A 16,267-nucleotide genomic window follows, 5' to 3' on the forward strand; every position below is an offset into this window, starting at 1 on the left:
CCGGATGACAGCGCGAGCGCCTTACCCGGCCTACGAGATAGTGCAATTTGTAGGCCTGATAAGATGCGAAAGCATCGCCATCAGGCAAAAATTTATTCGTCGTGTGTGATGACCGCCGGGATGGTGTCATCCTTGCGTAACGTCAGAATTTCACAGCCGTTTTCAGTCACCACAATAGTATGCTCGTACTGTGCAGACAAGCTACGGTCTTTGGTTTTTACCGTCCAGCCGTCTTTCATGGTGCGGATGCGGTAATCACCGGCATTCAGCATCGGTTCAACGGTGAAGGTCATGCCTGGTTTCAGTACCACGCCGCCATCGTCAGCATCGTAATGCAGAACCTGGGGCTCTTCATGGAAGCCGCGACCAATACCGTGACCACAGTATTCACGTACCACAGAAAAACCTTCGCCTTCCGCGTATTTCTGAATCGCAGCACCCAATGTGCGCAGACGAATACCTGGTTTTACCATGCGCAGTGCCAGATACAGGCTTTCCTGCGTCACACGGCACAGACGCTCTCCGAGAATTGTCGGTTTGCCGACGATAAACATTTTGGAGGTATCGCCGTGGAACTCGTCTTTAATGACGGTGACGTCGATGTTGACGATATCGCCGTCTTTCAGGTGTTTGGCGTCGTCCGGGATCCCGTGGCATACCACTTCATTAATAGAGATGCACACAGACTTCGGATAACCGTGATAGCCCAGGCACGCAGAGATTGCCTGCTGCTCGTTCACAATATAGTCATTACAGATACGATCCAGCTCGCCGGTGCTGACGCCCGGTTTGATAAACGGCTCGATCATTTCCAGCACTTCCGCGGCCAGACGGCCAGCGACGCGCATTTTTTCGATTTCTTCAGGGGTCTTGATTGAGATAGCCATGAATTCTGTCCATCAGTGTCGATGATATCGACAATAATTGTGTAAGTGCTGCTAATGGTATCAGTCTGGGGTACACGCTGCCAAATTGAGAATCATTCTGAACTTCGCCTTTCGTGCCACAGGTTTGTTGGCTGTATTTTTTCACCCCAGTCGCTTACTACCTGTAAGCTCCCGGGGATTCAAAAATTCGCCGCCTTCCTGTAACACGAAATCCATCGTTCATTCAGCACAGACCGCCAACAATTATTGGTGTCTGGGGCGTATTTATGGTATAAAGCGCGCCGGACTTCTGTTCCATTTGAGATACACACGATGGGCAGAAGCGACAAATCTCACTTTGTGTAACAACACACACGTATCGGCACATATTCCGGGGTGCCCTTTGGGGTCGGTAATATGGGATGCGTGGAGGCTTAACCCCAACTTTTATATATAGAGGTTTTAATCATGGCAACTGTTTCCATGCGCGACATGCTCAAGGCTGGTGTTCACTTTGGTCACCAGACCCGTTACTGGAACCCGAAAATGAAGCCGTTCATCTTCGGTGCGCGTAACAAAGTTCATATCATCAACCTTGAGAAAACTGTACCGATGTTCAACGAAGCTCTGGCTGAACTGAACAAGATCTCTGCTCGTAAAGGTAAAATCCTTTTCGTTGGTACTAAACGCGCTGCAAGCGAAGCGGTGAAAGAAGCTGCTAACAGCTGCGACCAGTTCTTCGTGAACCATCGCTGGCTGGGCGGTATGCTGACTAACTGGAAAACCGTTCGTCAGTCCATCAAACGTCTGAAAGATCTGGAAACTCAGTCTCAGGACGGTACTTTCGAAAAGCTGACCAAGAAAGAAGCGCTGATGCGCACCCGTGAGCTTGAGAAACTGGAAAACAGCCTGGGCGGTATCAAAGACATGGGCGGTCTGCCGGACGCTCTGTTTGTAATCGATGCTGACCACGAGCACATTGCTATCAAAGAAGCAAACAACCTGGGTATCCCGGTATTTGCTATCGTTGATACCAACTCTGATCCGGACGGTGTTGACTTCGTTATCCCGGGTAACGACGACGCAATCCGTGCTGTGACCCTGTACCTGGGCGCTGTAGCTACTACCGTTCGTGAAGGCCGTTCTCAGGATCTGGCTTCCCAGGCGGAAGAAAGCTTCGTAGAAGCTGAATAATAAGGCACGCTCGTTCGAGCCCCCTTATAAACCAGGTAGTATCACGTTTGGTTAGGGGCCCTTTAGGCCCCTTTTTCACTTTTAAATCTGTGCGGTTTCAGGCCGGGCAGATCAAATCTTCCGAGGATTTTAGAATGGCTGAAATTACCGCATCCCTGGTAAAAGAGCTGCGTGAGCGTACTGGCGCAGGCATGATGGATTGCAAAAAAGCACTGACTGAAGCTAATGGCGACATCGAGCTGGCAATCGAAAACATGCGTAAGTCTGGCGCTATCAAAGCGGCGAAAAAAGCAGGCAACGTTGCTGCTGACGGCGTAATCAAAACCAAAATCGACGGCAACATCGCTTTCATTCTGGAAGTTAACTGCCAGACTGACTTCGTTGCTAAAGACTCTGGTTTCCAGGCTTTTGCTGACAAAGTACTGGACGCTGCCGTTGCTGGCAAAATCACTGACGTTGAAGTTCTGAAAGCACAGTTCGAAGAAGAACGTGTTGCTCTGGTTGCTAAAATCGGTGAGAACATCAACATCCGTCGTGTTGCTTCCCTGGAAGGCGACGTTCTGGGTAGCTACCAGCACGGTGCGCGTATCGGTGTTCTGGTTGCTGCAACTGGCGCTGATGAAGAGCTGGTTAAACAGCTGGCAATGCACGTTGCTGCAAGCAAGCCAGAATTCGTTAAGCCGGAAGACGTGTCTGCTGAAGTGGTAGAAAAAGAATACCAGGTTCAGCTGGATATCGCGATGCAGTCTGGTAAGCCGAAAGAAATCGCAGAGAAAATGGTTGAAGGCCGCATGAAGAAATTCACCGGCGAAGTTTCTCTGACTGGTCAGCCTTTCGTTATGGACCCGAGCAAATCTGTTGCTCAGCTGCTGAAAGAGCACAACGCTAACGTCACTGGCTTCATCCGCTTTGAAGTGGGTGAAGGTATCGAGAAAGTTGAGACTGACTTTGCAGCAGAAGTTGCTGCGATGTCCAAGCAGTCTTAATTTTTAAAGGAGCCGCCTGAGGGCGGCTTCTTTTTGCGCCCGCTTTGTAAATTCAGTTCACCGCTATAGTGGCGATGCTGGAAAGCGACATACAATGTCGCTGGAATTAACTCATCTCATTCGTTGACAGTCTCAGGAAAGAAACATGGCTACCAATGCAAAACCCGTCTACAAACGTATTCTGCTTAAGTTAAGTGGCGAAGCTCTGCAAGGTTCAGAAGGCTTCGGTATTGATGCAAGCATACTTGACCGTATGGCTCAGGAAATCAAAGAGCTGGTCGAGCTGGGTATCCAGGTTGGCGTAGTGATTGGTGGTGGTAACCTGTTCCGTGGTGCTGGTCTGGCGAAAGCGGGGATGAACCGCGTTGTGGGCGACCACATGGGCATGTTGGCCACCGTTATGAACGGTCTGGCGATGCGCGATGCGCTTCACCGCGCCTATGTGAACGCTCGCCTGATGTCCGCTATTCCTCTGAACGGCGTGTGCGATAACTACAGCTGGGCGGAAGCGATCAGCCTGCTGCGTAACAACCGTGTGGTTATTTTGTCTGCCGGTACGGGTAACCCGTTCTTCACGACCGACTCCGCAGCCTGCCTGCGTGGTATTGAAATTGAAGCGGATGTGGTTCTGAAAGCCACCAAAGTTGACGGCGTATTTACTGCCGATCCGGCTAAAGATCCAACGGCGACCATGTACGAACAGCTGACCTATACAGAAGTTCTGGATAAAGAGCTGAAAGTGATGGATCTGGCTGCGTTCACGCTGGCTCGTGACCACAAATTACCGATTCGTGTCTTCAACATGAACAAACCAGGTGCACTGCGCCGTGTTGTTATGGGTGAAAAAGAAGGCACGTTAATCACGGAATAATTCCCGTTGCGGCTAAATGCAGGTAATATTCCGCTCTAATGTCGCGGGATACGTCCCTCAAAATTAATCAAGACTATACTTGTCACATCTTACGTGGTGGGTATGGTCTGACTGAAACCAGCTTTCAAGGATTCGTAACGTGATCAACGATATCAGAAAAGATGCTGAAGTACGCATGGACAAGTGTGTCGAAGCGTTCAAAAACCAAATCAGCAAAATTCGCACGGGTCGTGCTTCTCCCAGCCTGCTGGATGGCATTGTCGTGGAGTATTACGGCACGCCGACTCCGCTGCGTCAGCTGGCAAGCGTAACGGTTGAAGATTCCCGTACCCTGAAAATTAACGTGTTTGACCGCTCTATGGGTCCGGCCGTTGAGAAGGCGATTATGGCTTCTGACCTCGGTCTGAACCCAAGCTCTGCGGGTTCTGACATCCGCGTTCCGCTGCCACCGCTGACCGAAGAACGTCGTAAAGATCTGACCAAGATCGTACGTGGTGAAGCTGAAGGTGCGCGTGTTGCCGTGCGTAACGTTCGCCGTGATGCAAACGACAAAGTGAAAGCTCTGTTGAAAGAAAAAGAGATCAGCGAAGATGATGATCGCCGTTCTCAGGACGACGTACAGAAACTGACTGACGCAGCCATCAAGAAAGTGGATGCGGCGCTGGCAGAGAAAGAAGCAGAACTGATGCAGTTCTGATTCGCCTGTACGCTAAAAACGCCGCCTGGAAGATCTGCAAGGGTCTGCTGGCGGCGTTTTGCTTTTATCCTGTCTCAATTCTTCTGGATGTCTCATGAAGCAATTAACCGTTCTGGGATCAACCGGTTCCATTGGTTGCAGTACATTGGATGTAGTACGCCATAACCCGGAAAAGTTTCGTGTTGCTGCGTTGGTTGCGGGTAAAAATGTTACCCGTATGGTAGAGCAGTGCCTGGAGTTTTCCCCTCGCTATGCGGTGATGGACGATGAAAAAAGCGCTGCGCTGCTAAAAGCGGCACTTCAGGAACACGGTAGCCGTACCGAAGTGATGAGCGGGCAACAAGCTGCCTGTGATATGGCTGCGCTGGATGATATCGATCAGGTCATGGCGGCGATTGTGGGCGCGGCGGGCTTATTGCCGACGCTGGCGGCAATCCATGCTGGCAAAAGCATTCTGCTGGCAAATAAAGAGTCTCTGGTGACCTGCGGACGTCTGTTTATGGATGCCGTGAAACGGCACAAAGCTCAGCTTTTACCGGTAGACAGCGAACATAACGCGATTTTTCAGAGTTTACCGCAACCTATTCAACACAATCTGGGATACGCTGACCTTGAGCAAAACGGCGTCATGTCTGTTCTGCTTACCGGGTCTGGTGGCCCTTTCCGCGAGACGCCATTGTCTGAATTGGTTTCAATGACTCCCGATCAGGCATGCCGTCATCCGAACTGGTCGATGGGACGAAAAATCTCTGTCGATTCCGCCACCATGATGAATAAAGGTCTGGAATACATTGAAGCGCGTTGGTTATTTAATGCCAGTGCAAGCCAGATGGAAGTGCTGATTCATCCGCAGTCGGTTATTCATTCGATGGTTCGTTATCAGGATGGTAGCGTGCTGGCCCAGTTGGGTGAGCCAGATATGCGCACACCTATCGCCCATACGATGGCATGGCCAGAACGCGTAGCGTCTGGTGTTAAGCCAGTCGATTTTTGCAAACTCAGCGCGTTGACGTTTTCCGCACCGGATTACCAGCGCTATCCGTGCCTGAAACTGGCAATGGATGCGTTTGAACAAGGGCAAGCGGCAACGACCGCGCTGAACGCCGCGAATGAAATTACCGTTGCCGCATTTCTTGCGCAGCAGATCCGATTTACGGATATTGCCGATTTGAATTTATCCGTACTGGATAAGATGGATTTGCAGGAACCTCAGAGCGTTGATGATGTACTGAGGGTTGATGCCGTCGCACGGGAAGTCGCCAGAAAACAAGTGATGCGACTCTCAAGCTGATGATAATCCCTCTACAGAGGATCGTGCTATTTGTTAGCGTTGGGCTTCAGTGATATAGTCTGCGCCACCCGATCGCAGGTATTTGCTTTTTTTCGGTTGGGTAAGCCGTGGTTTGACACGGCTTTTTTGTGTAAAGGCTTCAGTATTCCTGAGTACCGTTAAATCCTTTCAGGGACAAAAAACGCGTTATGTTGTCAGCAACTCAACCATTAAGCGAAAATTTGCCAGCACATGGCTGTCGCCATGTAGCCATTATTATGGATGGCAATGGCCGCTGGGCGAAAAAGCAAGGGAAGATCCGTGCCTTTGGGCACAAGGCCGGAGCAAAATCCGTCCGCAGAGCGGTCTCTTTTGCTGCCAATAACGGTATTGACGCGTTAACGCTGTATGCCTTTAGCAGTGAGAACTGGAACCGACCTGCGCAGGAAGTGAGCGCGTTAATGGAACTGTTCGTGTGGGCGCTTGATAGCGAAGTAAAAAACCTGCACCGCCATAACGTTCGTCTGCGCATTATCGGGGATATCAGTCGATTTAACTCACGTTTGCAAGAACGGATTCGTAAATCAGAAGCGCTTACCGCCCAGAACACCGGGTTAACGCTGAATATTGCTGCGAATTACGGTGGACGGTGGGATATTGTCCAGGGAGTCAGACAACTGGCACAACAGGTGCAGGAAGGTCTGCTGCGTCCTGAGCAAATTGATGAAGAGATGCTTAATCAGCAAATTTGCATGCATGAGCTGGCTCCTGTGGATTTAGTGATAAGGACTGGGGGAGAGCATCGCATTAGTAATTTTCTTCTGTGGCAAATTGCCTATGCCGAACTTTACTTTACGGATGTTCTTTGGCCCGATTTCGATGAACAAGACTTTGAAGGTGCGCTGCATGCCTTTGCTAATCGAGAGCGTCGTTTCGGCGGCACCGAGCCCGGTGATGAAAAAGCCTGATGGGGGTCGCTTTTGCTGAAGTATCGCCTGATTTCTGCTTTTGTTTTAATACCCGTTGTCATCGCGGCTCTGTTTTTGTTGCCTCCGGTGGGGTTCGCCATTGTTACGCTGGTCGTTTGTATGTTGGCCGCCTGGGAATGGGGACAGTTAAGCGGTTTTGCCACGCGTACACAGAGAGTCTGGCTGGCGGTTCTGTGCGGGCTATTGCTGGCACTGATGCTGTTTTTGCTGCCTGAATATCATCGCGATATTCATCAGCCGCTTGTTGAGGTGTCGCTTTGGGCTTCACTGGGCTGGTGGGCTGTGGCGTTATTACTGGTGTTATTTTACCCCGGTTCAGCGACAGTCTGGCGTAATTCCAAAACATTACGCATAATTTTCGGCGTATTAACCATTGTTCCCTTCTTTTGGGGAATGCTGGCGCTGCGTGCCTGGCACTATGATGAGAATCATTATAGTGGCGCGATATGGCTGCTCTATGTCATGATCCTCGTTTGGGGAGCGGACTCCGGGGCGTATATGTTTGGTAAATTGTTTGGCAAACATAAACTGGCGCCGAAGGTTTCTCCGGGTAAAACCTGGCAAGGTTTTATTGGCGGACTTGCTACTGCTGCTGTGATCTCATGGGGTTATGGCATGTGGGCAAATCTTGATGTTGCGCCTGTCACCTTACTCATTTGCTCTATTGTGGCAGCCCTGGCCTCCGTGCTGGGTGACTTGACTGAGAGTATGTTTAAGCGTGAAGCAGGTATTAAGGACAGTGGTCATTTAATTCCAGGGCACGGTGGTATTCTGGATCGTATTGATAGCCTGACGGCTGCGGTACCGGTCTTTGCTTGCCTGCTGTTACTGGTATTCAGGACGCTCTAACGGATGGTCTTATGCTGAGTATTCTCTGGAATCTGGCTGCATTCATTGTTGCACTTGGTGTGCTTATCACCGTGCATGAATTTGGCCATTTCTGGGTTGCGCGGCGCTGCGGAGTTCGCGTTGAGCGCTTTTCCATTGGTTTTGGAAAAGCGCTTTGGCGTCGTACCGACAAACTGGGTACTGAATACGTCATCGCCCTGATCCCCCTCGGCGGCTACGTCAAGATGCTGGATGAGCGTGCAGAACCGGTTGTACCGGAGCTGCGCCACCAGGCCTTCAACAACAAAACAGTGGGACAACGCGCAGCCATTATTGCCGCGGGTCCGATTGCTAACTTTCTCTTCGCAATCTTTGCTTATTGGCTGGTGTTTATCATCGGCGTCCCTGGCGTTCGTCCGGTTGTTGGTGAAATAACACCCAACTCGATTGCCGCACAGGCGCAAATTCAGCCAGGTACGGAACTAAAAGCGGTTGATGGTATCGAAACCCCTGATTGGGATACAGTGCGATTGCAGCTGGTTTCCAAAATTGGCGATGAGCACACGATCATCAGCGTGGCACCGTTTGGCAGTAACCAGCGGCAAGAGAAAACGTTGGATCTACGCCACTGGGCATTTGAGCCAGATAAAGAGGATCCGGTCTCGAGTTTAGGGATTCGTCCGCGTGGTCCACAGATTGAACCGGTGCTGTCAGAAGTGCAGGTTAATTCCGCTGCAAGCAAGGCGGGTTTGCAAGCTGGCGACAGGATCGTTAAAGTCAATGGTCAGCCGCTGACGGAATGGGCGACATTCGTGACGCAGGTGCGCGAAAACCCAGATAAACCGTTAGCGCTAGAAATTGAAAGGCAGGGGAGTTCCTTGTCTTTGACGTTAACCCCGGACTCAAAACCGGGTAACGGAAAGGCCGAAGGTTTTGCGGGCGTTGTGCCTAAAGTGATTCCTCTGCCTGATGAGTATAAGACTGTACGCCAGTATGGGCCATTCAGCGCCATCCTCGAAGCCTCGGATAAAACGTGGCAGTTGATGAAGTTGACGGTCAGTATGCTGGGAAAATTGATTACCGGTGATGTAAAACTGAACAACCTCAGTGGGCCGATTTCTATCGCTCAGGGGGCTGGGATGTCAGCGGAATTTGGGGTTATTTATTACCTGATGTTCCTTGCGCTTATCAGCGTGAACTTAGGGATAATCAACCTGTTTCCGTTGCCCGTTCTTGACGGGGGGCATCTGCTGTTCCTGGCGATTGAAAAGCTGAAGGGCGGTCCGGTATCCGAGCGGGTTCAAGACTTTAGTTATCGCATTGGCTCTATCTTGCTGGTGTTGTTAATGGGGCTTGCACTTTTCAATGATTTCTCTCGGTTGTAAGAGAGTGTTAGGAAGAACGCATAATAACGATGGCGATGAAAAAGTTGCTCATAGCGTCGCTGCTGTTTAGCAGCGCCACCGTATACGGTGCTGAAGGGTTCGTCGTGAAGGACATTCATTTCGAAGGCCTACAGCGAGTCGCCGTTGGTGCGGCTCTCCTCAGTATGCCGGTGCGCACAGGCGACACGGTTAATGATGAAGATATCAGTAATACCATTCGTGCTCTGTTCGCCACCGGTAACTTTGAGGATGTCCGCGTCCTGCGCGATGGTGATACCCTTCTGGTTCAGGTAAAAGAACGTCCGACGATTGCCAGCATCACCTTCTCCGGTAACAAATCGGTGAAAGATGACATGCTGAAGCAAAACCTCGAGGCGTCTGGCGTACGTGTTGGCGAGTCTCTGGATCGCACAACCTTGGCTGATATCGAAAAAGGACTGGAAGACTTCTACTATAGCGTCGGTAAGTACAGCGCCAGTGTGAAAGCGGTGGTAACACCGTTGCCGCGTAACCGCGTTGACCTCAAACTGGTGTTCCAGGAAGGTGTTTCGGCGAAGATCCAACAGATCAATATCGTCGGCAACCATGCCTTCAGTACTGACGAACTGATCTCTCACTTCCAACTGCGAGATGAAGTGCCGTGGTGGAACGTTGTTGGCGACCGTAAATACCAGAAACAGAAACTGGCAGGCGACCTCGAAACCCTGCGCAGCTACTATCTGGATCGTGGTTACGCTCGCTTCAATATCGACTCCACACAGGTAAGTCTGACGCCGGATAAAAAAGGTATCTATATCACCGTCAACATCACTGAAGGCGAGCAGTACAAGCTTTCTGGTGTACAGGTGAGCGGTAATCTGGCCGGACACTCCGCCGAAATTGAGAGCCTGACGAAGATCGAACCAGGCGAACTCTATAACGGCACCAAAGTGACTAAAATGGAAGATGATATCAAGAAGCTTCTGGGTCGCTATGGTTATGCCTACCCGCGCGTACAGTCGCAGCCTGAAATCAACGATGCCGATAAAACCGTTAAATTACGTGTAAACGTGGATGCGGGTAACCGTTTCTATGTACGTAAGATCCGTTTTGAAGGTAACGACACCTCTAAAGATTCCGTTCTGCGTCGCGAAATGCGCCAGATGGAAGGTGCATGGTTGGGTAGTGATCTGGTCGATCAGGGTAAAGAGCGTCTGAATCGTCTGGGTTACTTCGAAACCGTAGATACCGATACACAACGTATTCCGGGCAGCCCGGATCAGGTTGATGTGGTCTATAAGGTGAAAGAGCGTAACACCGGTAGCTTCAACTTCGGCGTCGGTTACGGTACTGAGAGTGGCGTCAGCTTCCAGGCGGGCGTTCAACAGGATAACTGGTTAGGTACCGGATATTCGGTCGGTATTAACGGCACCAAAAACGACTATCAGACCTATACTGAGCTGTCTGTAACCAACCCGTACTTCACCGTTGATGGTGTGAGTCTCGGCGGCCGCGTCTTCTATAATGACTTTGAAGCGGATGATGCGGACCTGTCCGACTATACCAACAAAAGTTATGGTACAGACGTGACATTAGGCTTCCCGATCAACGAATACAACACGTTGCGTGCGGGTCTGGGTTATGTACATAACAAACTGTCCAATATGCAGCCGCAGGTTGCAATGGATCGTTACCTTGAGTCAATGGGTGAAAACAATACCAACAGCTTTGCCGCTGATGATTTCACCTTTAACTATGGTTGGACTTACAACAAGCTGGACCGTGGGTACTTCCCAACGGAAGGTTCGCGTGTCAACCTGAACGGTAAAGTGACCATTCCGGGTTCTGACAACGAATACTACAAAGCGACGTTGGATACCGCGACCTATGTGCCGATCGATGACGATCATAAATGGGTCGTGTTGGGACGCACCAAGCTGGGTTACGGTGATGGAATCGGCAGCAAAGAGATGCCGTTCTATGAAAACTTCTATGCGGGTGGTTCAAGTACTGTACGTGGCTTCCAGTCTAATACCATCGGTCCGAAAGCGGTCTATAAACCTGGCGCCTACGCTGGAGACCCTGAGGACTATGAAGAGTGCACCAACTCTAATGGTAAATACTGTAAATCAGACGATGCGGTCGGTGGTAACGCGATGGCTGTCGCCAGCCTGGAATTTATTACCCCAACGCCGTTTATCAGCGACAAGTATGCTAACTCAGTCCGTACCTCCTTCTTCTGGGATATGGGTACCGTCTGGGATACGAACTGGCAGAATAGCGCCGCTACCCGAGATATTGGCGTACCAGACTATAGCGATCCGAGCAATATCCGTATGTCTGCGGGTATCGCGCTACAATGGATGTCCCCATTAGGGCCGCTGGTCTTCTCTTACGCCCAGCCGTTCAAAAAGTATGATGGAGACAAAGCAGAACAGTTCCAGTTTAACATTGGTAAAACCTGGTAATTGTTCTTCGCAAAGGAATGTAGTGGTAGTGTAGCGATGACTTTAGGCGATCGAGCATGATCGCCTGGCCACGCAAAGAACTGCACCTTCGGGTGCAAATGGGATGGTAAGGAGTTAATTGTGAAAAAGTGGTTATTAGCTGCAGGTCTCGGTTTAGCGATGGCAACGTCCGCACAGGCTGCTGACAAAATTGCAATCGTCAACATGGGTAGCCTGTTCCAACAGGTTGCACAGAAGACTGGTGTTTCTAATACACTGGAAAACGAGTTCAAAGGCCGTGCCAGCGAACTGCAGCGTATGGAATCCGATCTGCAATCTAAAATGCAGCGTCTGCAATCCATGAAAGCAGGCAGCGATCGTACCAAGCTGGAAAAAGACGTTATGGCTCAGCGCCAGACTTTCTCTCAGAAAGCGCAGGCTTTTGAGCAGGATCGTCAACGTCGTTCCAACGAAGAACGTGGCAAACTGGTTACTCGTATCCAGACAGCTGTGAAATCTGTTGCCAGCAGCCAGAGCATCGATCTGGTCGTTGACGCGAACACCGTTGCATACAACAGCAGCGATGTAAAAGACATCACCGCTGACGTACTGAAACAGGTTAAATAAGTAATGCCTTCAATTCGACTGGCTGATTTAGCAGAGCAGTTGGATGCAGAATTACACGGTGATGGCGATATCGTCATCACCGGCGTAGCGTCCATGCAAACTGCACAAACTGGCAATATTACGTTCATGGTGAATCCTAAGTACCGTGAACATTTGAGTCTGTGCCAGGCTTCTGCCGTTGTGATGACGCAGGACGATCTTCCGTTTGCTAAGAGTGCGGCGTTGGTAGTGAAGAATCCCTACCTGACCTATGCTCGAATGGCGCAAATTTTAGATACCACGCCTCAGCCTGCAGAAAACATTGCACCCAGTGCAGTGATCGATGCGACGGCGAAGCTGGGTAAGAAAGTCTCAATTGGCGCAAATGCGGTCATTGAGTCTGGCGTAGAGCTGGGCGATAACGTGGTTATCGGCGCAGGTTGCTTCGTTGGAAAAAACACAAAAATCGGCGCAGGTTCACGCTTGTGGGCGAATGTGACGATTTACCACGATATCCAGATCGGTGAGAATTGCCTGATCCAGTCCAGCACAGTCGTAGGCGCTGATGGATTTGGCTATGCAAACGATCGTGGTAATTGGGTGAAGATCCCGCAGCTTGGTCGCGTCATTATTGGCGATCGTGTTGAGATCGGCGCTTGTACGACGATCGACCGTGGCGCGCTGGACGATACCGTGATCGGCAACGGTGTTATCATTGATAACCAGTGTCAGATTGCGCATAACGTCGTGATTGGCGACAATACGGCTGTAGCCGGTGGCGTCATTATGGCGGGTAGCCTGAAGATTGGCCGTTACTGCATGATTGGCGGTGCCAGTGTGATCAATGGGCATATGGAAATATGCGACAAGGTCACAGTAACTGGCATGGGTATGGTGATGCGTCCTATCACCGAACCTGGCGTTTACTCCTCAGGCATTCCGCTACAACCTAACAAAGTCTGGCGTAAAACAGCTGCACTGGTGATGAATATTGATGATATGAGCAAGCGCCTCAAAGCGATTGAGCGCAAGGTTAATCAACAAGACTAACATTTCATCTGAGCACGTCATTCTTTCCGGCCTGTTGTCATTCATACGATTGCGACAGGCCGTGTTATTATTGCCTTTTAGTATATTTTGACAGGAAGAGTATTTTGACTACTAACACTCATACTCTGCATATTGAAGAGATTTTAGAACTTCTGCCGCACCGTTTTCCGTTTCTGCTGGTTGACCGTGTGCTGGATTTTGAAGAAGGTCGTTTTCTGCGCGCAGTGAAAAATGTATCCGTTAACGAGCCTTTCTTTCAGGGCCACTTCCCGGGTAAACCGATTTTCCCAGGCGTGCTGATTCTGGAAGCGATGGCCCAGGCAACGGGTATTCTGGCGTTTAAAAGCGTCGGAAAACTGGAGCCAGGTGAACTGTATTATTTTGCAGGTATTGATGAAGCACGCTTCAAGCGTCCTGTCGTGCCAGGCGATCAGATGATCATGGAAGTGACTTTCGAGAAAACGCGCCGCGGCCTGACCCGTTTTAAAGGGGTTGCTCTGGTCGACGGTAAAGTTGTGTGCGAAGCAACGATGATGTGTGCCCGTAGCCGGGAGGCCTGATACGTGATTGATAAATCCGCCTTTATTCACCCAACCGCCATTGTAGAAGACGGTGCCAGTATTGGTGCTAATGCTCACATTGGCCCATTTTGTATTGTTGGACCCCATGTTGAAATTGGTGAGGGTACCGTACTGAAGTCTCATGTTGTCGTGAATGGCCATACAAAAATTGGTCGCGATAACGAGATCTATCAGTTTGCCTCTATCGGTGAAGTAAACCAGGATCTGAAATATGCTGGTGAACCGACCCGTGTAGAAATTGGCGATCGTAACCGCATCCGCGAAAGCGTCACCATTCATCGTGGTACAGTGCAGGGCGGTGGGTTGACGAAGGTGGGCAGCGATAACTTACTCATGATCAATGCGCACGTTGCGCACGATTGTACGGTAGGCAACCGCTGCATTCTGGCGAATAACGCCACGCTTGCCGGACATGTCTCACTGGATGATTTCGTTATCATCGGCGGCATGACTGCAGTGCATCAATTCTGCATTATCGGTGCGCACGTGATGGTCGGTGGTTGTTCTGGCGTAGCCCAGGACGTTCCACCGTACGTTATCGCCCAGGGCAACCACGCGACGCCATTTGGTGTCAACATCGAAGGTTTGAAGCGTCGCGGATTTACCCGCGAAGCGATTACCGCGATTCGCAACGCCTACAAAGCGTTGTATCGCAGCGGTAAAACGCTGGACGAAGCGAAACCGGAAATCGCCGAACTGGCGAAGCAGTATCCTGATGTTCAGGCCTTCAGTGACTTCTTTGAACGCTCAACGCGTGGCCTGATTCGTTAATGACTGAGCAGCGTCCTTTAACGATTGCCCTTGTCGCCGGAGAAACCTCCGGCGATATTCTTGGTGCAGGATTAATTCGTGCACTCAAAGCGCGTGTTCCCAACGCGCGTTTTGTTGGCGTGGCGGGTCCGCTGATGCAGGCTGAAGGTTGTGAAGCCTGGTACGAAATGGAAGAGCTGGCGGTAATGGGCATTGTTGAGGTGCTCGGACGCCTGCGCCGTTTACTGCATATCCGCGCCGATCTGACACGTCGATTCACCGAACTCCAGCCGGATGTTTTTGTGGGTATCGATGCGCCGGATTTCAACATTACCCTTGAAGGGAATCTGAAAAAGCAGGGCATTAAAACCATTCATTACGTCAGCCCCTCCGTCTGGGCGTGGCGGCAGAAACGCGTTTTCAAAATAGGCAGATCCACCAATATGGTGCTGGCCTTTCTGCCTTTCGAAAAAGCGTTTTATGACAAATTTAACGTTCCGTGTCGCTTTATTGGTCATACGATGGCAGATGCCATGCCGTTGGATCCGGATAAAAACGCGGCCCGTGATGTGATAGGCATTCCCCATGACGCTCACTGTCTGGCGCTGCTGCCAGGAAGCCGTGGCGCAGAAGTGGAGATGCTCAGCGCTGATTTTCTGAGAACGGCTCAACTGCTGCGACAACATTATCCCGATCTGGAAGTGGTGGTGCCGTTGGTCAATGCGAAACGCCGGGAACAGTTTGAACGTATTAAGGCTGAGGTTGCGCCGGAGCTTTCCGTTCATCTGCTTAACGGCATGGGACGAGAGGCGATGGTCGCCAGCGATGCCGCATTGTTGGCGTCAGGTACGGCAGCGCTGGAATGTATGCTGGCGAAGTGTCCGATGGTTGTCGGCTATCGTATGAAACCCTTCACGTTCTGGCTGGCGAAGCGTCTGGTGAAGACCGATTATGTTTCGTTGCCTAATTTGCTGGCGGGAAGAGAATTAGTCAAAGAGCTGTTGCAGGATGAATGCGAACCGCAGGCGCTCGCCAACGCGCTGTTGCCGCTGCTGGCGAATGGCAACACCAGCCATGCGATGCACGATACGTTCCGTGAACTGCACCAGCAGATCCGTTGCAATGCCGATGAGCAGGCGGCGGATGCAGTCCTGGAGTTAGCACAATGATTGAATTTGTTTATCCACATACGCATTTAGTCGCGGGGGTGGATGAAGTTGGACGCGGTCCTTTGGTCGGGGCTGTTGTGACTGCAGCGGTTATTCTTGACCCGACGCGTCCGATAGTTGGTCTTAACGACTCCAAAAAATTATCGGAAAAACGTCGCCTGGCGCTTTACGATGAAATTAAAGATAAAGCACTTAGCTGGAGTCTGGGACGTGCGGAACCGCATGAAATTGACGAGCTGAATATTTTGCATGCCACCATGCTGGCTATGCAGCGTGCGGTGGCGGGTTTACACATTGCGCCTGAATATGTACTGATTGACGGAAACCGTTGCCCTGCGTTGCCGGTACCGTCGATGGCGGTCGTCAAAGGCGATAGCCGCGTGGCCGAGATTAGCGCCGCGTCTATTCTGGCGAAAGTCACTCGCGATGCTGAAATGGCGGCGCTGGATATCGTTTTCCCGCAGTATGGCTTTGCACAGCACAAAGGCTATCCAACCGCTTTTCATCTGGAAAAGTTGGCAGAACATGGCGCTACTGAGCACCATCGTCGCAGCTTTGGTCCTGTCAAACGCGCACTGGGACTCGCGTCCTGATTCTTG

The 16,267-nt window shown here is 50.9% G+C and carries 16 protein-coding genes; 15 read left to right on the forward strand and 1 reads right to left on the reverse strand.

The features are described 5' to 3' along the window. Positions 1-92: 92 nt before the first annotated feature. Positions 93-887, reverse strand: coding sequence for a type I methionyl aminopeptidase (map, locus tag N7268_RS09375; RefSeq protein WP_198906403.1), 795 nt, complete (start codon positions 885-887; stop codon positions 93-95). A 447-nt stretch (positions 888-1,334) separates the two neighbouring features. On the opposite strand from map, the gene rpsB reads away from it, so the two are divergent. The 15 genes from rpsB to rnhB all read left to right on the forward strand — a co-directional run bounded on the left by rpsB (position 1,335) and on the right by rnhB (position 16,261). Continuing rightward, positions 1,335-2,060: a 30S ribosomal protein S2 gene (gene rpsB / locus N7268_RS09380; protein WP_003018553.1), complete on the forward strand. Its 726-nt coding sequence runs from the start codon at positions 1,335-1,337 to the stop codon at positions 2,058-2,060. Between the two features lie 134 nt (positions 2,061-2,194). After that, a complete protein-coding gene (gene tsf / locus N7268_RS09385) occupies positions 2,195-3,046 on the forward strand; it encodes a translation elongation factor Ts (protein ID WP_198906402.1) in 852 nt (283 codons plus the stop codon). 145 nt (positions 3,047-3,191) lie between these two features. Continuing rightward, complete coding sequence (gene pyrH / locus N7268_RS09390; protein WP_003018549.1) at positions 3,192-3,917, forward strand: UMP kinase; 726 nt, start codon at positions 3,192-3,194, stop codon at positions 3,915-3,917. A gap of 139 nt (positions 3,918-4,056) precedes the next feature. Further along, positions 4,057-4,614, forward strand: coding sequence for a ribosome recycling factor (gene frr, locus N7268_RS09395; protein WP_003018547.1), 558 nt, complete (start codon positions 4,057-4,059; stop codon positions 4,612-4,614). A 94-nt stretch (positions 4,615-4,708) separates the two neighbouring features. After that, positions 4,709-5,905 (forward strand): 1-deoxy-D-xylulose-5-phosphate reductoisomerase, encoded by a 1,197-nt coding sequence (gene ispC, locus N7268_RS09400; protein WP_260862651.1) that lies wholly within the window; start codon positions 4,709-4,711, stop codon positions 5,903-5,905. Between the two features lie 188 nt (positions 5,906-6,093). Beyond that, entirely contained in the window at positions 6,094-6,852 is a 759-nt protein-coding gene (gene ispU, locus N7268_RS09405) for a (2E,6E)-farnesyl-diphosphate-specific ditrans,polycis-undecaprenyl-diphosphate synthase (RefSeq protein ID WP_198906400.1), read from the forward strand. A 12-nt stretch (positions 6,853-6,864) separates the two neighbouring features. Beyond that, entirely contained in the window at positions 6,865-7,722 is an 858-nt protein-coding gene (gene cdsA / locus N7268_RS09410) for a phosphatidate cytidylyltransferase (RefSeq protein ID WP_198906399.1), read from the forward strand. An 11-nt stretch (positions 7,723-7,733) separates the two neighbouring features. Continuing rightward, a complete protein-coding gene (gene rseP / locus N7268_RS09415; protein ID WP_260862653.1) occupies positions 7,734-9,086 on the forward strand; it encodes a sigma E protease regulator RseP in 1,353 nt (450 codons plus the stop codon). A gap of 29 nt (positions 9,087-9,115) precedes the next feature. Next, positions 9,116-11,533, forward strand: coding sequence for an outer membrane protein assembly factor BamA (bamA, locus tag N7268_RS09420; RefSeq protein ID WP_260862655.1), 2,418 nt, complete (start codon positions 9,116-9,118; stop codon positions 11,531-11,533). A gap of 120 nt (positions 11,534-11,653) precedes the next feature. After that, positions 11,654-12,139: a molecular chaperone Skp gene (gene skp / locus N7268_RS09425; RefSeq protein WP_198906396.1), complete on the forward strand. Its 486-nt coding sequence runs from the start codon at positions 11,654-11,656 to the stop codon at positions 12,137-12,139. Positions 12,140-12,142: 3 nt separating this feature from the next. Continuing rightward, a complete protein-coding gene (lpxD, locus tag N7268_RS09430) occupies positions 12,143-13,168 on the forward strand; it encodes a UDP-3-O-(3-hydroxymyristoyl)glucosamine N-acyltransferase (RefSeq protein WP_260862657.1) in 1,026 nt (341 codons plus the stop codon). Between the two features lie 104 nt (positions 13,169-13,272). After that, positions 13,273-13,728, forward strand: coding sequence for a 3-hydroxyacyl-ACP dehydratase FabZ (fabZ, locus tag N7268_RS09435; protein ID WP_003018528.1), 456 nt, complete (start codon positions 13,273-13,275; stop codon positions 13,726-13,728). Positions 13,729-13,731: 3 nt separating this feature from the next. Beyond that, entirely contained in the window at positions 13,732-14,520 is a 789-nt protein-coding gene (lpxA, locus tag N7268_RS09440; protein WP_045440007.1) for an acyl-ACP--UDP-N-acetylglucosamine O-acyltransferase, read from the forward strand. After that, positions 14,520-15,668 (forward strand): lipid-A-disaccharide synthase, encoded by a 1,149-nt coding sequence (lpxB, locus tag N7268_RS09445; protein WP_260862660.1) that lies wholly within the window; start codon positions 14,520-14,522, stop codon positions 15,666-15,668. Before lpxA ends, lpxB begins: the two co-directional genes overlap by 1 nt. After that, positions 15,665-16,261 carry a ribonuclease HII gene (gene rnhB, locus N7268_RS09450; protein ID WP_260862662.1) on the forward strand — a complete coding sequence of 199 codons (597 nt, stop codon included), beginning with the start codon at positions 15,665-15,667 and terminating at the stop codon, positions 16,259-16,261. Before lpxB ends, rnhB begins: the two co-directional genes overlap by 4 nt. Positions 16,262-16,267: the final 6 nt, after the last annotated feature.

This window comes from Citrobacter sp. Marseille-Q6884 (assembly GCF_945906775.1).
Lineage (GTDB): Bacteria > Pseudomonadota > Gammaproteobacteria > Enterobacterales > Enterobacteriaceae > Citrobacter.

Excerpts from the sequence above, each read along its gene's own strand:
- lpxD (WP_260862657.1), top strand. The coding sequence starts at position 12,143 with ATGCCTTCAATTCGACTGGCTGATTTAGCAGAGCAGTTGGATGCAGAA.
- bamA (WP_260862655.1), top strand. The coding sequence starts at position 9,116 with ATGGCGATGAAAAAGTTGCTCATAGCGTCGCTGCTGTTTAGCAGCGCC.
- rseP (WP_260862653.1), top strand. The coding sequence starts at position 7,734 with ATGCTGAGTATTCTCTGGAATCTGGCTGCATTCATTGTTGCACTTGGT.
- pyrH (WP_003018549.1), top strand. The coding sequence starts at position 3,192 with ATGGCTACCAATGCAAAACCCGTCTACAAACGTATTCTGCTTAAGTTA.
- ispC (WP_260862651.1), top strand. The coding sequence starts at position 4,709 with ATGAAGCAATTAACCGTTCTGGGATCAACCGGTTCCATTGGTTGCAGT.
- tsf (WP_198906402.1), top strand. The coding sequence starts at position 2,195 with ATGGCTGAAATTACCGCATCCCTGGTAAAAGAGCTGCGTGAGCGTACT.
- rpsB (WP_003018553.1), top strand. The coding sequence starts at position 1,335 with ATGGCAACTGTTTCCATGCGCGACATGCTCAAGGCTGGTGTTCACTTT.
- map (WP_198906403.1), bottom strand. The coding sequence starts at position 887 with ATGGCTATCTCAATCAAGACCCCTGAAGAAATCGAAAAAATGCGCGTC.
- ispU (WP_198906400.1), top strand. The coding sequence starts at position 6,094 with ATGTTGTCAGCAACTCAACCATTAAGCGAAAATTTGCCAGCACATGGC.
- rnhB (WP_260862662.1), top strand. The coding sequence starts at position 15,665 with ATGATTGAATTTGTTTATCCACATACGCATTTAGTCGCGGGGGTGGAT.
- lpxB (WP_260862660.1), top strand. The coding sequence starts at position 14,520 with ATGACTGAGCAGCGTCCTTTAACGATTGCCCTTGTCGCCGGAGAAACC.